General features: G+C 61.8%; 15 protein-coding genes. 6 read left to right on the forward strand and 9 right to left on the reverse strand.

Annotation, left to right across the window (positions count from 1 at the left end):
- Genes ACWV14_RS22790 through ACWV14_RS22815 form a run of 6 tightly spaced genes read left to right on the forward strand, consistent with a single transcriptional unit; the run spans position 1 to position 9,356 of the window.
- Complete coding sequence (locus ACWV14_RS22790; protein WP_455342677.1) at positions 1 to 2,844, forward strand: DEAD/DEAH box helicase; 2,844 nt, start codon at positions 1 to 3, stop codon at positions 2,842 to 2,844.
- The gene (pglZ, locus tag ACWV14_RS22795; protein ID WP_455342678.1) at positions 2,841 to 4,862 is read left to right on the forward strand and encodes a BREX-3 system phosphatase PglZ; all 2,022 of its coding nucleotides are present in this window, start codon (positions 2,841 to 2,843) and stop codon (positions 4,860 to 4,862) included. The genes ACWV14_RS22790 and pglZ overlap by 4 nt, the downstream gene beginning before the upstream one ends.
- On the forward strand, positions 4,859 to 5,581 hold the full coding sequence (locus ACWV14_RS22800) for a hypothetical protein (RefSeq protein WP_455342679.1): 723 nt from the start codon (positions 4,859 to 4,861) through the stop codon (positions 5,579 to 5,581). The genes pglZ and ACWV14_RS22800 overlap by 4 nt, the downstream gene beginning before the upstream one ends.
- A gap of 16 nt (positions 5,582 to 5,597) precedes the next feature.
- A complete protein-coding gene (locus ACWV14_RS22805) occupies positions 5,598 to 6,701 on the forward strand; it encodes a hypothetical protein (protein ID WP_455342680.1) in 1,104 nt (367 codons plus the stop codon).
- 39 nt (positions 6,702 to 6,740) lie between these two features.
- Positions 6,741 to 8,576, forward strand: a complete 1,836-nt coding sequence (locus ACWV14_RS22810; RefSeq protein WP_455342681.1) for a DUF262 domain-containing protein — start codon at positions 6,741 to 6,743, stop codon at positions 8,574 to 8,576.
- Positions 8,577 to 8,594: 18 nt separating this feature from the next.
- Complete coding sequence (locus ACWV14_RS22815; RefSeq protein ID WP_455342682.1) at positions 8,595 to 9,356, forward strand: hypothetical protein; 762 nt, start codon at positions 8,595 to 8,597, stop codon at positions 9,354 to 9,356.
- 7 nt (positions 9,357 to 9,363) lie between these two features.
- Here the strand turns inward: ACWV14_RS22815 and ACWV14_RS22820 are convergent, their stop codons facing one another.
- The 9 genes from ACWV14_RS22820 to ACWV14_RS22860 form a co-directional block, all read right to left on the reverse strand.
- Positions 9,364 to 9,828 (reverse strand): lysozyme, encoded by a 465-nt coding sequence (locus ACWV14_RS22820; RefSeq protein WP_455342683.1) that lies wholly within the window; start codon positions 9,826 to 9,828, stop codon positions 9,364 to 9,366.
- Complete coding sequence (locus ACWV14_RS22825) at positions 9,825 to 10,301, reverse strand: hypothetical protein (RefSeq protein WP_455342684.1); 477 nt, start codon at positions 10,299 to 10,301, stop codon at positions 9,825 to 9,827. The genes ACWV14_RS22820 and ACWV14_RS22825 overlap by 4 nt, the downstream gene beginning before the upstream one ends.
- Positions 10,298 to 10,600 carry a DUF6127 family protein gene (locus tag ACWV14_RS22830; RefSeq protein ID WP_147073246.1) on the reverse strand — a complete coding sequence of 101 codons (303 nt, stop codon included), beginning with the start codon at positions 10,598 to 10,600 and terminating at the stop codon, positions 10,298 to 10,300. Before ACWV14_RS22830 ends, ACWV14_RS22825 begins: the two co-directional genes overlap by 4 nt.
- Positions 10,601 to 10,676: 76 nt before the next feature.
- Complete coding sequence (locus ACWV14_RS22835; protein WP_455342686.1) at positions 10,677 to 10,898, reverse strand: hypothetical protein; 222 nt, start codon at positions 10,896 to 10,898, stop codon at positions 10,677 to 10,679.
- Positions 10,891 to 12,885, reverse strand: a complete 1,995-nt coding sequence (locus ACWV14_RS22840; protein WP_455342687.1) for a hypothetical protein — start codon at positions 12,883 to 12,885, stop codon at positions 10,891 to 10,893. Before ACWV14_RS22840 ends, ACWV14_RS22835 begins: the two co-directional genes overlap by 8 nt.
- A 24-nt stretch (positions 12,886 to 12,909) precedes the next feature.
- Positions 12,910 to 13,305, reverse strand: coding sequence for a hypothetical protein (locus ACWV14_RS22845; RefSeq protein ID WP_455342688.1), 396 nt, complete (start codon positions 13,303 to 13,305; stop codon positions 12,910 to 12,912).
- The gene (locus ACWV14_RS22850; protein ID WP_455342689.1) at positions 13,302 to 14,387 is read right to left on the reverse strand and encodes a hypothetical protein; all 1,086 of its coding nucleotides are present in this window, start codon (positions 14,385 to 14,387) and stop codon (positions 13,302 to 13,304) included. Before ACWV14_RS22850 ends, ACWV14_RS22845 begins: the two co-directional genes overlap by 4 nt.
- Positions 14,388 to 14,390: 3 nt before the next feature.
- Positions 14,391 to 15,656, reverse strand: coding sequence for a hypothetical protein (locus tag ACWV14_RS22855; protein ID WP_455342690.1), 1,266 nt, complete (start codon positions 15,654 to 15,656; stop codon positions 14,391 to 14,393).
- 50 nt (positions 15,657 to 15,706) lie between these two features.
- Positions 15,707 to 19,270, reverse strand: a complete 3,564-nt coding sequence (locus ACWV14_RS22860; protein WP_455342691.1) for a hypothetical protein — start codon at positions 19,268 to 19,270, stop codon at positions 15,707 to 15,709.
- Position 19,271 lies beyond the last annotated feature (1 nt).

Genomic DNA, 19,271 nt, shown 5'->3' on the forward strand with positions numbered 1-19,271 from the left:
GTGGCGGGCGGCGGCTTCAACGTGGGCGATTGGTGCTGGCTGACGCGGCAGGCTGCGTCGTGCCGCGTCATCGATCGGCAAGAGGTGTGGGGCGAGAGTGCCTACCGCGTTTGGCTGCCAGCCAAAGACGCGGTGGTGCGGGCGCGTGCCTCAGACCTTGCGCCGCTGGAGAGCGTTCGCCCCACGGTGGAGGAAATCCTGCACACCACAGCAGCGGCCAAACTGCTGGATGCGCTGGAAGACAACCTGTTGCTTGCGCCCATCCAGTCCAGCGTGGTGCCGCTGCCGCACCAGCTGTACGCACTGAATCGCGCCATCAGCCGCGACCGTATTCGCTACCTGCTGGCCGATGAAGTGGGCTTGGGCAAGACCATCGAAGCCGGATTGGTGCTGCGGGAGTTGAAGCTGCGAGGCCGGGTGAAACGCGTGCTGGTGGTCGCGCCCAAGGGGCTGGTACGCCAATGGCAGGCTGAAATGCGTTTGCATTTCGGTGAGCAACTGCAGTTCATCGAACCCTCTGAGTTGGCCGCGTTTCGCCAGTGGCGCAGCGGCAACCAGGGAGACGAAGACAACTTGTGGCGTATGCACGACCAGGTGATCTGCTCCTTGGATTCGGTCAAGCCGATGGAGAGTCGGCGTGGCTGGAGTCTGGAGCAGCTGAACAACTACAACCGCGAGCGCTTTGAAGACCTGATTTCTGCCTCTTGGGATCTGGTCATCATCGATGAGGCCCACCGCATGGGCGGCAGCACCGAACAGGTGGCGCGCTACAAACTGGGCGCTGCACTGGCCGAAGCATCGCCCTACCTTTTGCTGCTGTCGGCCACACCGCACCAAGGCAAAACCGACCAGTTCCTGCGCTTGATGCAGTTACTGGACCGCGAAGCCTTCCCGGACGAGAGCAGCGTGAACCGCGATCGTGTGCGTCCGTTTGTGATTCGCACAGAGAAGCGGCTGTCGATCAACGCCGAAGGCCAGCCCTTGTTCAAGCCACGCGTCACCCGGCTGCAAGCGGTGGCCTGGCAGGCGCGGCACAACGCGCAGCAGCGCTTGTATGAGGCAGTGACCGACTACGTGCGCCATGGCTACAACCAGGCAATGGCGGCCAAGCAGCGCCACATCGGGTTCTTGATGATTTTGATGCAGCGCTTGGTGACGTCCAGCACGGCCGCCATTCGCACGACGCTGGAAAAGCGACTGGCATTGCTGGAGGAGCCGCAGCCACAACCCTCGTTGTTTGAGAACACAAGCGAGGAAGACTGGTCAGATTTGGACGGCCAGTCCCAGGTGGATTTGGCCATGCAGACCACCGGCTGGGAGCTGGAAAAGTACGAGGTGGAGACTCTGCTCGATCTGGCTCGCGAGACGGAAGCATCGGGCACCGACGCCAAGGCAGAAGCCTTGCTCGAGCTGATCTACAAACTGCAGCAGGAAGAAAACGACCCAGCCCTGAAGGTGCTGCTCTTCACCGAGTTTGTGCCGACCCAAGCCATGCTGGTCAATTTCCTGGAAAGCCGTGGCTTCTCGGTGGCTACTCTCAACGGCGGCATGGATCTGGATGCCCGCAGCAAGGCGCAAAAGGCGTTCTCTCAAGACGTGCGCGTACTGATCTCGACTGACGCTGGCGGTGAAGGGTTGAACCTGCAGTTTTGCCACGTCATCGTCAATTTCGACATGCCTTGGAACCCGATGCGCATTGAGCAGCGCATTGGCCGCGTAGACCGTATTGGCCAGCGGCACGTGGTGCGCGCCATCAACTTTGTGCTGGAAGACACCGTGGAGCACCGGGTTCGCCAGGTGCTGGAAGCAAAGCTGGAAGTGATCGCCCAGCAGTTCGGCGTGGACAAGGCTTCTGACGTGATGGACTCTGCGGAAGCAGAGCCTTTGTTCGAAGAACTGTTCGTGCATGGCTTGCAGAACCCGGCGTCAATCGAGCAGGAATGCGATGTGGTGGTTTCGCAGTTGCGCGAGACCTTGGCCGATTCGAAAAAGAGCAGCGAATTGCTGTCGGATGCGCACGAGCTGGAGGCTGACGATGCCCGCAAATGGCGCGACCACCCTGCACAGTTCTGGCTGGAACGCGCCATCACCTCTGGCTTGGCCGCACGCGGCGGCGCAGCAACGAAGGTGGGTAAGGCCTGGCGGGTGACTTGGGCGGATGGCACCGAAGCAGCGCAGGTGTGCTTTGACGCGCGCACCGCTGACGAGAATCCTGAGATTGTGTGGGTGACGCTGGAAGACCCGCGCGCACGCGCAGTGATCAGCGAGTTGCCCCGCTTTGTGGCGGGCCAGCCCTTGCCAGTGATTCGAGTGTCGGGCCTGCCTGATTCTGTGAGCGGCATTTGGTCACTCTGGGAGATCAGCCTTGCGGCAGAAGGCTTGAACCGCAAGCGGTACCTGCCCGTTTTCACCAACGAAGATGGACGCGCTTTTGTGCCAACGGCCAAACGCGTGTGGGATTTATTGCTGACCGAAACGGTGGTTGTGCACGGGGTCAGCGGCACAGAAGAGGCGGTGAAATGGTTTGACGCAGCACTGACGGCGGCTAAAGCCCAGGGCGAGCGGATCTTTACCGAGATGCTGGAGGCGCATCGGACGCGACTGCAAGAAGAGCGGGAACGTGCTGACTATGCCTTTGAAGCAAGGCAACAGGCTATCGGTCGCATCGGACTGCCTGCTGTGCGCGAGCATCGCCGCAAGCGCCTGCAACAAGAACACGACGCCAGACTGGCTGCGTTGACCGAGGCTGCGGCCAGCGTGCCAGATCTGAACGCGGTAATGATGGTGCGCGTCTCCGCCGAGGTGAAGCCCGGTGAGAGCGTGACGGAGACACAAAGCACATGAGCCAGTGGATTGAACGAATTCTCAGCCGCTTCACAGCTGATCTCGATAGGCTGTGGGTCGCCTGCGATCCGGACGACGTCTTGCTGGACGAGCGTTTGCTGGCGGAGCTGCGCAGCCGTGGCTTCGAGGTGCTGTTGTACGAAGATCCTTTCGTGTTTCGCACAGAGTTTGAAGAGCGGTATCGCGCCGCCTGGGACCGAGGCGAGCCGGGCCCAACGTCCGCAGTGGTCGTGCACTGGCGCGGCGCAGATCCCAATGAGCTGCCTTGGGACCTAGGGCACTATGGTCGTGTCGTGAGTTTGGGCTTGGCGCAGTTGTTTCCGCGTTTGGCTTACAACGTGGTTAAGCAGCTTGAACCCGAGCACTTTGCTGTCTTGCTGGAGGCGCACGACACCGAGTTGCAGGGTGTTCGCGGCGAAAACGAGTCCAAAGATTTCATCCTTGAGCGGGTCTACCAGCTGGCACCCCGCTCCAGCATTCGCACGGAAAGTGATTTCTGGCGTGATGTGCTTCGGATGCACTTTGCCAATCGTGCGTTACCCCGGATCTTTGCCGAGCACGCGGCCAGCATCATCCAGAGCAAGGGACTGCTTGCAGGCCTTCCGGTGGCCACGTGGCTGTCGTCGAAAAGTGCTTTGCTGCGCGTGGTGCAGGAGGCGTGGCATCGCTACTTGGCGAACTTGGGCATGGAAGGCTCACGCATTGGCGAGCCGCTGCCACCCGATTACGTGGCCAAGGTCGACATCCCTTTTGCGCACTCGGATGTGCAATCCATCGTTGATTCGATGTTCTTGAATGGCTCCTTGCACCCGCTGGTCGTTGACGTTGTGCCAGCTGGAGCGCCAGGCTGGATCAAGGCCGGGGTTGTTCAAGACCCGCAAGCGCGCAACGCTTTTGTGAAAAAGGGAATTGCCAAGCTGATTGAGGCGATTCCAAGCGCGACGGCTACGCACAAGGCCTGGAGCGAGTTTGCCAAGCAGTATGGCGAAATCCTCGCCCGTGTGCACGATCTGGGCAATGCCTATGGCGCAGAGGGTTTGGCAGAGGTACAGGCTCTCGTGAAAACGCTGCAAGAGCAGTCTGATGCCCAGCTACAGGCGTGGGTGGCTGCCAAGCACTACGCGGATCTGAGCACGCTCTCGTTCCACAACGGGCCGGTGATGGTGCATCGGATTCCCGACTATCTGAGCTCTCGCCGGAAAGCACTGGGTGCCGACAAGATCGCGCTCCTGGTTTTTGATGGCTTGGCCTTGGACCAGTGGGTACAGATTCGGGAGCGGCTGGTCGAAGCGACGAAGCGCTTTGCGTTTGATGAAGGTACTTCCTTCGCTTGGCTGCCCACCGTGACCTCAGTGTCACGGCAGGCCCTGTTCTCTGGCCGTAAGCCGCGCGAATTTGAAGAATCTATCGGCCATACCAACAAAGAAGAGTACCTGTGGAAGGCCTATTGGCAGGAGCAAGGCGTCAAGCCGGGCGAGATCTACTACCAGCGCTCGTTGCGGCAGATTGAGCAGCTGGATGCCTTGCAAGCAGCGCTGGACGATCGTCGGCCCAAGGTGGTCGGGTTGGTGGTCGACGAAGTGGATGACCGACTGCACAAGGAACGCTCCAAACAAGATGTGGCCTTGTGGATCGCGAACTGGTTGAAAACAGGCTTCGTCGATCGCTTGTTTGCGCTGCTGCTCGACAGAGGCTTTCACATTTATCTGACAGCGGATCACGGCAACGTTGAAGCCGTTGGCGTGGGACGTCCATCCGAAGGGGATGTTCCAGAAGCCCGTGGCGAACGGGTGCGCGTGTATCGCAGTGAATCGTTGTTGGCGAAATCCGCAGCGGCAAATGCCAACTCGGTTCAGTTGGACATCGCTGGACTACCTGCGGGCTATATGCCCCTATTCGCAGGTGGCCGAACGGCTTTTGTTCCCGATGGTGAGCAGGTGGTCGTCCACGGTGGCATCTCGGTTGAAGAACTGATCGTGCCGTTTGTGAAAGTTAAATATGTGATTGGAAACGAATGAATACATCAGCCCCTCAGATTGGGTTCGATCGGTTCATTCAGCTTGATTGGGCGGCTGCGGCACTGCGAGTTCGTGCGGGTACAGCTGGGCTAGATGATCTGAATGCACTGCTCGACGCAGCCGAGCTTGGCGTGGAAGCCAAGAAAAAGACACGGACCGTCTTGAATCGCCTCTGGCTGGAGCCACGCGCCGAGCTGGTGGACTTCGCCGACCGGGCGGCGGCTCTCTACAAAAGCCAGCCCGACACACCAATTCCGGCACTGTGCTGGGGCGTGGCCATAGCTTGCTATCCGTTTTTCGGGAAAGTGGCCGAGTTGGTGGGTCGCTTGTCGGCTATCCAAGACGACTGCGCGGCTGCCGAAGTGCATCGCCGTATGAGCGAGATCTACGGCGAACGCGAAGGCACGCGACGCATGACCAATATGGTCATCCAGACACAAGCAAGCTGGGGCGCGGTAGAGCGTGTCGAGAAAGGCAAGCGCGTCATCCGTCTTGCGCCGACTCCCATCCTGAGCGACGAACTCACCGTTTGGCTGATCGAGGCGGCCATGCGCTACGTCGGCAAGCCCGTGTCGGTCAACAGCCTGCAATCGTTGCCGGTCCTCTTCCCGTTCAGCTTGACGAGACCACTGGCCTACTTGGTGTCGAGTTGCCCACACCTTGACATCCGGTCAGAGGGGCCGAATAACCAGTTCGTCGCTTTGCGCAGCGCGATATGAGCAGGGGACTTGGTCGATGACAGATGCAAATCCGAATCCTGGCGATGAACCAAAGAAGAAATCGCTGAAGTTGCTGCTTCGCTCGAAGCCTTTCGCCGAGGTAGATACGTCGGTTGGCCGCGTCTACCTGTATCCGCTGCGGGTACGGGATATGACAGATTTCGGAAATTTGGAGCCAGGGAATGCTGTCACTCAGATCAGGACCTTCCTCACCAGTATTGCCAGTCTGAACGTGGAATCCGATGAGGCTCCGGAACGTATGCCTCTCGACCCTCAGATCGCGAAGACGCTTTCGGAAGACGAAGTCGAGCAGTTAGCCGAAGCCTACGTGCAATCTTCTGGGTGGCAGACGGTCAGGGAAGAAGGCCAGGATGACAAACCGCCGTCGAGGGAGGACGGTGAAGCAGGTTCGGCATACCTGATTCGGTTGATTCAGAATGAAGTTGAACAGCAGTTACAGGCATCGAAGCGGCTTCGAGAGAAGATGCTCGGCTCCAGTAGCAGCTTATTCGATCAGGTGCGTAAAAGCACATCTGCATTGGGCTCAACTTTGAGCGCCTTCGAAAAGCTCACTAAGCCGTCGCGCGAATCGACGCTGGAAATCCATCCCATCCACACTGATCACTTCAGTAGGGTGAACAATTTGATGGCTGAACAAGCACGCGAGCGAGCGAAAGAGCGTGCTGAAGAAATGGAATTGACGCGGCTCACTGGTCAAATGACCGCCGAGTCCGCCAAAGCCCTCAAAGACTTGGTAGACGCAGCGACGACCATGATGGAACAGATGGAAGCGCGCGACCAAAAAACTGATCGGTCGACGCGCACGCAAATCAAAATTGCGCTGTGGTCTGTCGCGTCTTCGGCAGTCTTGGCGCTAGTCGCAGCAATACTTGCGGGCTTCTCATACTTCCAAGACCGTGACAACAACACCGCCGGTGATCAGTGGCAGGCGAAAGTGTTGACCGCCATCGAGCAGGGAAATCAGCAGCGTTCCGCACTTGAACGAGAAAATCAGGCGCTTCTGGAGCAGGTGAGGTCGCAGGGTACCCGCATCGAGGTTCTGGAAGCGAATCAGCGCACCACCGCTAAAGCTGCGGCATCAAAGCAAAAGCCTGATTAAAACGTTGGCGCGACAGAAAAGAATGACAAGGATAGGAACATGGCACGTATCGAAAACCACAAATACAGCATCGAGGAAGCCTTCAGGGAGTGCTTCTACATTGTCCCCGACTACCAGCGCGAGTACGTCTGGACGGACAAGGAAGTGCATCAGCTGCTGGAGGACATCGGTGAGCAAATCGATGCGGGCACGACACGCGAATATTTCATTGGTACCGTGCTGGTCTCGCCGACCGACCAGAAAAACCACTACGAGGTCATCGACGGCCAGCAGCGCCTGACCACCTTCTTTCTACTGCTGTGTGCGCTGAAGCATCTGTTCCAGGGAGAGCCCCAGCGGCAGATGATTTCCGGGCTGATCTCGACCAGCTACGTGGACGGCGACGGCGAGGTGCGCACCAACCTGAAGCTGGAGCCGCGTTACGAAAGCGCGGGCGAAGTGATGGCCAAGCTGGTGGAATTGGATGCCGATCCGCAGACCGTGCGCGCAGGCATTCAGGCGTCAGGTATCGCCAGCTTCGGCTCACTGGAAAATCTGGTCAATGCCTACAGCACGCTGTATCGGTATTTGAAGGATAACTACGACGACGCGCCAAAGCTGAAGAAATATTGGGGCTATCTGGCCAACAACGTGGTGTTCATCCAGATATCCACTGACGTGAGCAGTGCGCTGAAGATCTTCGAGACCATCAATGAGCGCGGCGTGGGCCTGAACCCGATGGACTTGCTCAAAAACCTGCTGTTCACGCAGGTCAAGCAAGCGCAGTTCACCCAGCTCAAGGACGAGTGGAAGAAGATCACCAAGCCGCTGGAGAAGCAAAAGGAAAAGCCGCTGCGGTTCCTGCGCTACTTCCTGATGGCCAACTACACCATCAAGAACGAGCGTGGCGATGCAGTGGTGCGCGAGGACGAAATCTACGACTGGTTCATCGCCAAGGACAACGCGACGCTATGCGACTACGCAGGCAAGCCTTTCGAGTTCGTGCGCAAGGTGATTCGCAACGTCGAGCACTACCTGGCCTTTGCCAACGGGCTGGGCAACGATGGCAAACCCAGCCTGGCGATGGACAGCCTCAAGCGACTTGCCGGTGGCGCGTTCAGCTTGCATTACGTTCTGCTGCTGGCGGCGGCCAATTTCCCCAAGTCGCTATTCGACCATTTCGTGGCGCAGTTGGAGAGCTTCCTCTTCTACTACATCTTCACCAAGACCCCAACCAAGGACCTGGAGCGCAGCTTCTCCCAATGGGCCGACGAGCTGCGCGCGATTGCGGATATCAGCGATCCGATGAAGCAAAAGGCGCAGCTCAACGCTTTTGTCGCCGATCGTTTCGAGAAGAATATGGCGGGCAAGTCACAGGAACTGGCCGATGCCCTCAAACGCTTCACCTTGTATTCGATGCAGCAGTACAGGACACGTTACCTGCTAGCGCGGCTGACGCAGCACGTCGAGATGGCGTTCAGCGGGCTGAAGGTGCCGGGCAGCCTGGAGCCATTCACCAATCTGGAAATCGAGCACATTCTGCCCAACAAGCCAGAGGACGATCTGCGCGGCAAGTGGGCGACAGAAAACCCTGGGATGGTCTACGACGACTACAAGAACAGGCTGGGCAACCTGACCTTGCTGGAGAAGCCTATCAACATCGTCGCGGGTAATGATTTCTACACAGCCAAACAGTCTGAGTACCGCAAGAGCGGCAACTACCTGACACGCAGTCTTGTCGCGCTGACCGACGTTGGGCAGAACACGTCCATTTCGCGGATCAACGCCAAGCTGGAGGCATTCCCGGGATGGAATGCCGCAACCATCGAAAAGCGGCACGCAATGCTCATCGCTTTGGCGCAGGACGTCTGGAAGACGACGCCTATCGATGTTTGATGCGAAAGGTGAGCCTCTGTGACCAAGGATCGCTCATTTATTGATCAGGTTGCTACCAACACCGAGCAAGAACCGGCCGTGGTCAGTCGGGTCATCGAAGAGTTCTGCCTTGCTCTGCGACGGGAGCTCGACGAGTACAAAGGAATCAACGGCGATTACATCGGCGAGCAGCTCCATTGGGATATCAGCAGCCGGGCTTACTTTCACCTACTCGAGTTCCTTGACCAGTTCTCCGAAAAGTATCAATGGGAGCCAGGTTCGGCCCGTGAGTACGTCTCCCGCCTATTCACCGAGGATGAGTGGAAGCCCTTCAGTCAGGAGTATTTTTCTGCCAAGACGCCTGACCATCCACAGTCCGCAGCCCCCGCAATCGGTACGCTCGACGAATTCTGCTCAGCGGCATACGCTTGTGCAATGAGCCTGATGAGCAACGCCGCCTACGTACAGAAGGAACTTCCGACCGTCGAGTTGCCCACAGATATTCGCGCTTCGGTCGAGTCGCTCTGTGCGGACTGGATCGGAACCAAACACGATGTCATCCACGAACTCGACGAATTGCAGGAGAGCCCAAACATCGAAGATCGGATTCGCCGCATCATGAGCTGGCTCGGCGAGGATATGGTCAAGCTCGAAGAGCAAGTCCGCAGGTTGGAGGCGCTGGCCACAGCGGAAGATCGTTACAGGCTGGCTTATCTATTGGTCGGCGAGTCCGGTGGAAACATTCTGCGAAGTTTCGTTGCCGCTGGCGAGTCTGCGGATCGAGTGCTTGAAGGAGGCTGATCAGAGATCAGGTGTTGCGAAGTAGCCAAGCAGCCTCAGCCGCTCGCCGTGTAACCAGTCCTGGCAGCACTTTACCTCCGCCATAGACCCATCGCTGAACCTCCGTGGCGGAAGCGGCCCAGTCCCTCTGATTGATCCGTCGCCGCAGCGTCGACGTCTGCAGCCGCCCAGCCCCGAGGTTGAATGTGAAGTCCACGATGGCCGCGAGCCGCCCTTCGTGCTCGGTGGCCAGCACCGGGCAGTAACGCAGCGTTGCTGCGAGCGCCGTCTGCAGGTCACGCGCCAAATAGACTTCTGCTTCGGACTCGGTGATCGGCGGGTGCGTCGACTCGCACAGATGGCCGTAGCCAATCGTCCAGTAGCCCGCTGGGCAGATGTACGGATGCGCGCGGCCCGGATCGGTCCTCGGCACCCGGTGGAACCCCTCGAAGCGCTTGGCCAGCTCGATGGCCGTTTTCGGCACCCCAGTCACGAGCGCACCCGGTCGAACACGCGCCCGAGGAACCAGAAATTCAACACCCCGGCCCACAGCGCCTGATCGGCTTCCGTCCAGGCGTGCAGGATGGCCGTACCCCAGCCAGCGCCAGCGGTCACAGCGGCCGCGAACGCGGCAGTCTTGGCCGCGCAGTACAGCGCCATGAACCAATAGGTGATCACCGGGCGCACACTGATCGATAACGCGTCTGCCCAGCGCACGCCGGTCTTCTCCCCTTGGGTCCGAACGGCCTCGCGCAGCGCATCGACAGCACCGACGTTCCAGGCGGCCTCGGCACTCGCGCCGATTTCGGCCATCCGTTGTGCGCCGCGAATTTTCTCGAACTCCAGCGCCTTGTCCTGCATCGCCAGCTCATGGCCGCGTTCGCCCTTGCGGTCCAGCCACTTGAGGATTTCGGGCGCAAGACGGAAGGCCCCACCCAGGAGGCCACCGAGCAAGGTCTCGATCATTGGGGGCCTCCCATCAGCTTGAGCTTGATGGCGGCACCGACCAGCAATGCGGCCAGGATGCCAGTGGTGGCCACCTTGATGGTCGTTTGCCAAGCCGTGCGGCGGGCATCGCGCCAAGCCTCCAGCAAATCGCGCAGCTCCCGGATGTCGCGGGCAGCGTGGCCGTTCTCCAATCCAAGATGGGCGAGACAACGCTCGGCACCACGTTCGGCGGCACGGTCGAGCAGATCGTCGAAGTCCTCCTTGCGCAGCAGGAGCATGTTCTCGACAAGCGCGGGTTGTTGTTCGGGTTCGGTCATTCGCTTTCTCCAGAAATGCGAAACCCGCCCGATGCGCGAGCATCAGGGCGGGTCTCAGGGTTGAATTAGTTGGGTTTCAGATCTCGATGATTTCCAGCGTCAAGCTGGGGGCGATGCCTTCGATGGCGTCGTCGCGCACGAACACCTTCTGGCCAAGGGCCGCAGAGCCCCTCGCCTTGATTCGGCCGCCACCGGGCAATGCGACCGTGGCCACGCCAGAGCCGACGTCGATCACGGTGCCCGCCTGCAACGGCGGGTCGGGTATCAGTTGGCGAAACTGCTTGTAGAGGTTATGCATAGGCCTGCACGCCCAGCGTCTGCCAGACCTCGGGCATCCCAGCCTCCACCTGCGTCGCGCGGACGATGCCCAGTCGCGTGACGCTGCCGTCCAGGTACTCCACGAACGCACCGGGCTCGATGATTCCGGTCTCTGCGAGCACCGGCAGGCGCAGGCTGACCTCGAGCTGGTGACCCGTGTCGGCCAGCACCGCGATGCCACGCTGACGCGCGGCGGCAGTTTCGGTGATCAACGGATCGACGACCATCGGTGCCATCACATCTCCGGCAGTCCCGGCCCGGGTCACCTGCCCGAGCACGCCGACGTCCTGCCCGGAAACGAACACGCGGTTGTACGCAGGCTTTTCCAACCAGCGCAGCGACTCGCGGGCGACAGCATCGACGGGCAACACGAAGTCGGGTGTGACGGTGCCCCACTCCCAAGGGGCGACCGGGTAGCGATGTCGCACACGAATGGTCTGCGCTGATGGGTGCGGGATCAGGTATCCACCGGCAGCGCCAGCAATGGCGGTCAATGCGTCGATCCACGATCCCTGTTGCGCGAACGCACCGGCGGGGACGTTCCAGTCCGTCAGGCCCCAATCGACCGTCCAGCCCAGCGGGATGCCGTTGACCGCGAGCACGTCGTCCATCAACTGCCGAGCAGTGCGACCCTCGGTATTCGAAAACGTCATCACCGGCGCGTAAGGCGCGGCCAGAACGGCGTTGCGCCCCCGGCCGGAAATGCGGATGCTGGCGTCACCGAAGATGCGCTCGCGGCTGATGCTCTCGGCCAGCACCCGAAATGCCGTGCCGTTGACGCTGGCCACAAGCTCGACGGGCCCGGACGCGCTACCCGCGACCAGCGCTTCGGCTTTCGCAGGCAACACCGCATCGAAGCCCCACGCCCAGGACGATGCATCGAGCGACAGCGAGAGGTTGAACACCGGCACCGGCGCGCCATCGGACGCGCGGTACAGGGTCACGTTGTTGATCACGAAATAGACCCTCCGAACAGGAACGACCACCGGCTCCCCATCGGGTGGCGGCGGGGTGATGTGGTTTTCACAAAGGAACAGCAGATGCCCATCGGTCGCGGCCAGCGCGGCAAACAGCAGGTGCGGACTGGGCGTGTAGCAAGGCTGCGGAACGGGCGGCTCAGGCACCACCCATCGGCTGATGCCCGGTGGCGGCGGCACCGCTTCCTGATACCTGCCGCGCCAGCCCTTCAGTTGCGGCCGTGCGGTCTGAAAATCGCTCCCCTGGCCGCGCACCACCAAAACACCGATTTGCCACCGGGACACTCTCCCCGCGCGCTTGGTGCGGTCACCGTCCTGATGCCGGAACCGCGTGGCATCCCGCAGAGGGCCTGCGTTCTGGAACAGACCGCGTCGGGCCGCTTCAAACCGCGTGGCGTCCTGGTGCGCAAACCACGTCGAATCCTGCAGTCGGGTCGCATCCTGGTGGCGAGCGCTTCGGCGCTCGGGCGCTGCCGCCAGCACCGGCGGCAACCTGTGCTCGATGCCTTGAGGAACACCCAAGGTGCGTCGCCAGAACGTGTCCCAGCCTGCGGGTGTAGCGGCGGCGTCCTGCTGGCCGTGCGTGGCACCGTCCTCGGTCTGCCGAGCCACTTGCCAAGGGTGCTCGGTCTGGCCCACCGTCGGTCGCTGCGTGCGCGAGTAGTACCTGACCTCCCCCGAGAACACGACACCGGGAAGACTTGCGCCCGCCACATCCAGGGGCACGCTCGGGCGCAGCACCAGCGTGCTGACTGTCAGTGCAGGTAGCTCGGCCAGTAGTTCGGCCCGCGCTGGGGGGATGAACTTGATCGACACAACCGGCAGCGGCAGGCTGGCAAGCACCACCACGTCGTCGCGCGGTGCGACAAAGCCCGCTCCGAACACCAAGTCGGCGTCGGTGGCGGCAGGCTGATCGAACAGCAGGTTGACCAGAGGTGGGCCGAACGCGATGCTGACTTCGGGTGCTGGAAGCGTGGCGGCCAGCGTCAATTCGCTGGATGCACTCGGCACGGGCTACCCCAGGATCGCCGACACCATCCGGGCGTCGCCACCCAGATAGAGATTGGTGCTGGCCAGCTTCACATCGCCACTGCCATCCGTGCCGCTGCAGTCCAGATCCAGCGCCGTGACTTCGTTGCCGTTGACCAGCCGCGCCCACGTAGCAACCCCGGTACTGGTGATCAAGCCGTCCTCCTGCTGCGTCAGCGTCAAGAGTCCGCCTGCAATCGTGCCTGCAGGCTTGGTGAGCCTGATCTCGACCAGCATCGCACTCGCAGGCGTCGTGGCCGGGGTGGCGGGTCGCGTCCCGCCGTAGATGCGCAGACGCGCCGGGTTGCTGCCCGCGTCCAGGAATGCCAGGGTACCCGCCAGCCGCGCCTCGTTGTGTTCGACAGTGATGGCAACGGTCACGGCATCATCTCCGGGCGTAGGTTGTCCGCGATCACGGCGCGGTACATCTGCTTGTAGTCGTAGCTGACCACGGTGTATCTCTGGGACGTATCGATCAGCTCGAATCGATACGCTCCAGTGGCATCGCTCCAGGTTTCGGCCACCAGGACGCGGGTGTTTTCGCTGACCAGTTGCACTCGCCGCACCAGGGGTTGGTCGGGTTGCCCCTTCTCTTTGACGGTTCCAGTGATGAAGCCGTGGCCACTGAAGTGGATGTCCTTGCGACCGTTCGGAATCGGGTGGAAGTGCCAGTCATAACCACCACCCCGGTTCCACAGCTCGGAATTGGGGCTGTTCAAGCGCATCAGGTCGCAGTCGGCATTGACGCCAATGTTGGCGGCAGGATCGGGTAGCACCGAGGTCGATCCACCGGCCAGCGGCAACAGGTCATCGGAGGCGTTCACGGCCACCGTCGCAGGAAACGCGGGCAGACCTGAAGGTGTGTCACCCGCAATGGCGTGGACGCGCGCTGTGGCACCGTATAGGAACACGCCCGGAATCAGCTTGCCCCGGTAAGCGGCATCCCCGACTTGGAACATCAGCACGCCACCGGCTTTGAATTGGATCAGGCGCGCCCACGGCACACCGTTGGCATCGAAGGCTCCGACGATGACCTCGCAGCGCAGAGTCAACCGCTGGCCGTTGTTGAAGGTCGGGGCCACGTCGGCGACGCCCGCGACCGGTTTCGCTCCATCGTTGATGCCGCCCGTCACCGCCGCGCCGTCGCCGAAGCCACTGTTCCAGCGTGTCACGTTCCAGGCACCGTCAATGTGCGCGAACCGGTAGCCCTCGGAACCGTTGCCGGTCGTCATCCACAGGCCGATGTGCTTGCGGGCGCTCGGATCGGTCAGAAACTCGACATCCGCCTCGAACCAGAAGTCGCCGTGGGCGGTTTCGTTGAAGCGCAGGATGGACTGGGCGTTGGGAGCCGAGATGTCGATGGACTGCTGCAAGGTGTTGTGGGTCGCGGACATTCCGCCCAGGACTGCGGTGTAGCCGGGCGCGGGAGCCGTGGCAAAGGTTTCGCTCAGCGGGTAGCTCATGGCTTACCTCCATGGGCCGGTGATATCGAACGCGATCTGCGCGCCCTCGGTCTCCGAGCTGTACTGCGTCCTGACCAGCAGGAAGCGCTTGCCCGCCTGACCGACCACGTTGTCCACGATGGTCTGATCGCTGTACGGACGGTCTTGGGGCATCCACAGCATTCCGGGCAAGATGCCGCGCATATGGCCGTCCTCCTGCCGCACGTAGGTGGGCAGCAGCCACAAGCTGTAGTCCGCGCCATTCGGGAAAGGCATCGGGCCCCGACCGCAGATCTGCTGGCCGTTGTTGGTGTTCAAGGATGTCAGCCCGAAGCGAACCGGATTGCCGAGTTGGGTGTGATTGCGCAGCAGCACCTTGCCGGTGAAGTCCAGGGACGAAACCAGCCCGTAGCCGCTGAACTGCCCTGGATAGCTCCAGTAGTTGCTCATCCCCGAGTAGTTGTCGTCGGCAGCCAGCACCGTGGCGTAGTTGTCGCCGGGCTTGAAACTGATCAGATCGCCGAAGCAGTAGCTGTTTCGGCCATACCAGCCGTAGCCCGCTGCGTTGGTGCAGAACAGGAAGAACAGGCGGTCGTCACCGATCAGCACCCAGTTGCGGCCACCGCCGCCGCTGTCGCCATTGCTCTCGTACTGGGGCCCACGCGCGTGGAACCACTTGTACCAACCCCACTGGCTGCCAGTGACCTGTTTCCAGTTCTGCGTTGGATTATTCGGGTCATAGGGAGCCTGCGCGCCAACGATGGTGTCGATGTCCGATAGGTCTTCCACGATCCCGACATTCGCCCACTTGGCCCAGCCTGTCGTGTAATTGGGGGTCTTGAGGCTGTTGTCGATCAGCAGGATGTTCTGCGGTGACTGCGGGTTCTTGCTACGGTAGGCCGCCTTGCTCGTCCCTGCGAACGGCTTTTCCCACCCAAGCGGAGCCACCTTGGCGCTCAGGTTCGTGGTGGTCGTCGCAGGCGACACCGGTGCTCCGGTCACCGCGTACGTGAAGGCGGTTGTGGTCGTCGTCAGTACACGGAATGAACCGTTGTACTCGGGCTGCTCGGCTCCAGCGATCTCGACCACCTGAAAAGGCCGATAGGCGTGGCCGGTGGAAATGGTGGCCGTAGCGATGCCATCGGCGAAGGTCAGCGTGTCGATGGCCTTCAAGGCGAAGCCGTTGACGAGGCAGGCATCGAGCATCGTCACCAGATCGCCCCAGTTGTTGGCGATCTGCGGTGCGCCGGTCATGCCGCTGTTGAAGTATTTGACGGTCAGGTCGGTCATTTCATGGGTTCCTGCAAAAAGTCGGGTTCAAAGGGTGTCCACCCACGCCGTCAAGGCGTGTCAACATCCCCGCGAATCAGCAACGTGAAGTTGTCGTCGGGCACGGATTCCGGCCCCTGCTGGACGGTGCGCACCACCCAGACCGGGAACTGCGCGCCGATGGTGTTGAAGCGCAGCACGTTGCCGGTGGCCCAGCCGTTGCCCCAGCCGAGCGCAGGCAGTTGGAAGTACGGCACGCCGGTCGCCGGGTTGTTGGGTGCGCAATCCGCACTGGTGTTGCCCGTGGCGATCACGCCGACGTTCTCGCCGATGACTTCGAACGAGGTGCTGTTGGTCAGTCGAACGACCCAGCGCTCGGTCAATGCGCCCCGGTTCGTCACACGGATCGGGTACTGCGTGTTGTTGAACGTCGCTGTTGCCGAGCTGCTCGACAAGGCATCCGACCACGCGCCGTTCCACGTCGACTGGTCGAACACCAGATTGACGCGGGCAAACAGGTCACCGGCCACCAGCGCGCTGGAGACGTGACTCCCCAGCGGATATTCGTGCGTCAACGCACGGGTGAAGCTGATCTCCCCGCTGATCTGCACATCGCGCACCACAGCCATGTCCTCGATGCGGTGCTCGATGGTCACGGGTTGGCTGTAGCCCTCCACGTTGATGAAGGTGACGGTGCCCGCTTCCAGATCAGCGGAGTAGCCGGTGTTGATCACCACCCCGTCGTGGCCAACGACACGTACACGCGACAGGCGCACCCGCGCGCAGTTGATGGTCTGGCCGTTGCTGAGCGAGGTTGTGATCTTGCCGGTGTGGCCCACCACGGCGAAGCCGCCCGGGCGAAAGATCGGCACGCGCCCATCGCTGGGCAGGCGCACCGGATCGATGCCAAGCAGATCAGCGTCCAGCGGCAGATAGCTGTAGGCCACCGCGCTGTAGCGCACGCTGGATGCAGCCACCGGCTCGGGTCGGAAGATCTTGCCGTCCGTGCCCACCCGGTCGGCGGCGTACCAAGGCTGGCTCTCGTTCCCAGCCGCCGTGACCATCGTTCCGAAGCGCACGCGCACCAGACCGGTCTCGTAGTCGACGCTGCCGCTGATGCCGGTTGCCTCGATCTTGCCGTCAATCCCGGCCGTCACGTTTTGCGTGCCACCAACCGCGCGGGCGTACTGGATCGACAGCGACCCAGGACGAAGCGGTGCCGCGCCAGTGCGGAACACAAACTCGCTGGAGATGTTCTCGCCGACCGTGGTCACGCAACTGGCGCGTTGAATCGCGTTGTTCGTGCCCGCCGTCCAGGACGTCAGCGCCACGTCCCCAGACAGGTAGTTGATCGTGCCGCGCGTGACCCAGCCACTGGTGGTGAACTCGCGCAACGTGCCCTGTCCGTTGTCGCCCCACGGCTGCGCGCCACTGATGGAGAGAAGCACCGTGCCAGTCACCACCTGGGCATTCACCCCCGGCACCAGCTTGAAGGCCGGGAGGAACTGGAACGTCTCGGTCTGGTTGCTGGTCGAGCCCGCGCTGTTGTAGCGCAGCTTGACGTAGCCGGACTCGTCGTTGGGGTACAGCGATGGCGCATCGACGTAGGCGATGCCGCCGTAGTTCAATCGCCACCGACCGGTGCCGTTGATGGCGACTGCCGTGTAGACCGGGCGTGGGATACGGATCGAGACATCCGGATTGAAGGTCACCTGACCGGTTGCGTAGTTGACGGTGCCAATCGAGATCCCGTTCAGCACTACACCGCCGTTCCCGTCATCTCGGGCGATCTGGGTGGGGTCGCGCCAGATCGAGACGGCGATACCCATCTCCTGCAATTGAGCGAAGGTGTACGCACCGAGAACCGCCTCGTCGGTGAACGTGTTCCACTCGACTTCGAGCGAGCCCGGTTCGATGGCCCCCAAGGTCGCGGTGACTGGCAGCGTCCCCGCACCATTGCGGGAGGGGTGAGCGAACGAGTCCTCCTGCTTCGGGCCCGCGACGTAGCTCACGGTGAGTTGCGTGCCCACCGCTGGCAGCACATTGGGCGCGAAGTCCACGCGGTTCTGCGCCACGCTCAGACTGCCCGTGGCGGCACCCGACAGCACGCCCGACGTGGCCGCCGTTGAGGTCTTGGTGCCGCCGTACTCCCAGGACACGGTGAGCGACCCGGGTTGCACCGCCGTCCCTGCAGGTGGGCTCAATGCCAGGCTCTGGGCGGCCTTCAGGGTGGTGGATGGCTGCTGCGTCTCCTGCGTAGGCACGTTCCAGGTCAGCACGAGCGAACTGCCCACGTCGGGCAACGCACCCAGCGTGACCACGAAGGCTCCGGTATTCCTGTTGAAGGTGCCCGCGCCGTAGCTGGCGTCCAGGCCCTTGAGCGAGCCGTTGCCACTGTCGGAAAGCACATACCAGCGCCCTTGGGCCATGTAGCTGATAGACAGCGTTCCGGGCTGCGGCACCGGGTTGACCGTGCCCACGTAGGACTGGCTGCGCGACTCGGGCGTAACCGGAATCTCCGAGCTTTGCGGAGCACGCAGAATCTGCGCGGCGGGCGTGTAGGTGATGGCCTTCGAGTTCGACATCGTCCCCGAGTTCAGGGTCAAGATGCCGTTGGCGTAGTCGATGGTTCCGACCGTCCCGCTGGCGGTCTTGAGCAGGCCTGCGTCGTCAAAGATCGTGATGCCGTCCGTGCCGATGGTCAGTGACCCTGGCAAGCAACCGCCCGGCAGATTGAATTTGATGCTGGTCGTCCAAGCGTGGCTGGCCGTGTAGCTCACCGCGACGGCCCCTGGTACTGGCAGTCCTGCTGCCGCATACGGCGGCACGAAGGAAATGGGCGTCTCGGTCTGCGCGCTCGGCACCAACTGCGTGTAGATCGAGGTGCCCTTAATCGTGAAGTCGCCGACGGCGGCGGCCTGCGTCAGCGGTACTACCCCGACGTAGGTTCCGGCGTCCGCCACGACCGTGTCGCGCGTCTTGGTGCTATTCGCGGCGCGAGTGAACGTGCGACTTGCGGGCGAGCCGGTGAAGTCGTAGCGCAGGGCGTCGCTGATGTCGACCGTGACGATGCTGGCCTTGTAGTCCTTGTCACCGTCGTAGGTGAAGGTGCGCTCGACGACAGACACCGAGGTGGCCCGGATGTACTGCTCCTTCTGGGTGCCCAGCCCCTCGCTCTCGATCAAGACCAGCGTCTGGCCGACATTGGGAACGGTGTCGGTGGTGCGCTGGAAAAGCTGAATGACGCGCTGGCCCGCGATGTGGTTCTCGAACAGGTAGCCAGCCCACTCCGGGCCCTTGTTGAGGTAGGCCTCGATACGGACTTGGGCCTGCTCGCGCGTGTCGAAGGTCTTCTCGGTGCTGAACAGCGTGACGCTGACGCGCGCATCCTGCGGCGGCTCGGCCACGATCACGTTGGCACCGAAGTAGGTGTCGGTGTCGTCGGTCTGCACCGACACGAAGGACTTGCGCAGGCTGACCCGGCCACCGGCGCGATCCAGCTCGGAGATGTCAGGAAAGATGGCGTTCGAGACGCCATCGGCAATGGTGTTGCCCGTGGGCGCGCCACCGCCCTCGGGCACATCCGCCATCACGGCGGACTTCAGCAGTTTCACGTCGCCGGATTGGATCGGCATT

This window comes from Variovorax durovernensis (assembly GCF_977011995.1).

Coding starts and splice junctions, on each gene's coding strand:
- pglZ (WP_455342678.1), top strand. CDS start 2,841: ATGAGCCAGTGGATTGAACGAATTCTCAGCCGCTTCACAGCTGATCTC.
- ACWV14_RS22800 (WP_455342679.1), top strand. CDS start 4,859: ATGAATACATCAGCCCCTCAGATTGGGTTCGATCGGTTCATTCAGCTT.
- ACWV14_RS22805 (WP_455342680.1), top strand. CDS start 5,598: ATGACAGATGCAAATCCGAATCCTGGCGATGAACCAAAGAAGAAATCG.
- ACWV14_RS22810 (WP_455342681.1), top strand. CDS start 6,741: ATGGCACGTATCGAAAACCACAAATACAGCATCGAGGAAGCCTTCAGG.
- ACWV14_RS22825 (WP_455342684.1), bottom strand. CDS start 10,301: ATGATCGAGACCTTGCTCGGTGGCCTCCTGGGTGGGGCCTTCCGTCTT.
- ACWV14_RS22830 (WP_147073246.1), bottom strand. CDS start 10,600: ATGACCGAACCCGAACAACAACCCGCGCTTGTCGAGAACATGCTCCTG.
- ACWV14_RS22835 (WP_455342686.1), bottom strand. CDS start 10,898: ATGCATAACCTCTACAAGCAGTTTCGCCAACTGATACCCGACCCGCCG.
- ACWV14_RS22850 (WP_455342689.1), bottom strand. CDS start 14,387: ATGAGCTACCCGCTGAGCGAAACCTTTGCCACGGCTCCCGCGCCCGGC.
- ACWV14_RS22855 (WP_455342690.1), bottom strand. CDS start 15,656: ATGACCGACCTGACCGTCAAATACTTCAACAGCGGCATGACCGGCGCA.
- ACWV14_RS22860 (WP_455342691.1), bottom strand. CDS start 19,270: ATGCCGATCCAATCCGGCGACGTGAAACTGCTGAAGTCCGCCGTGATG.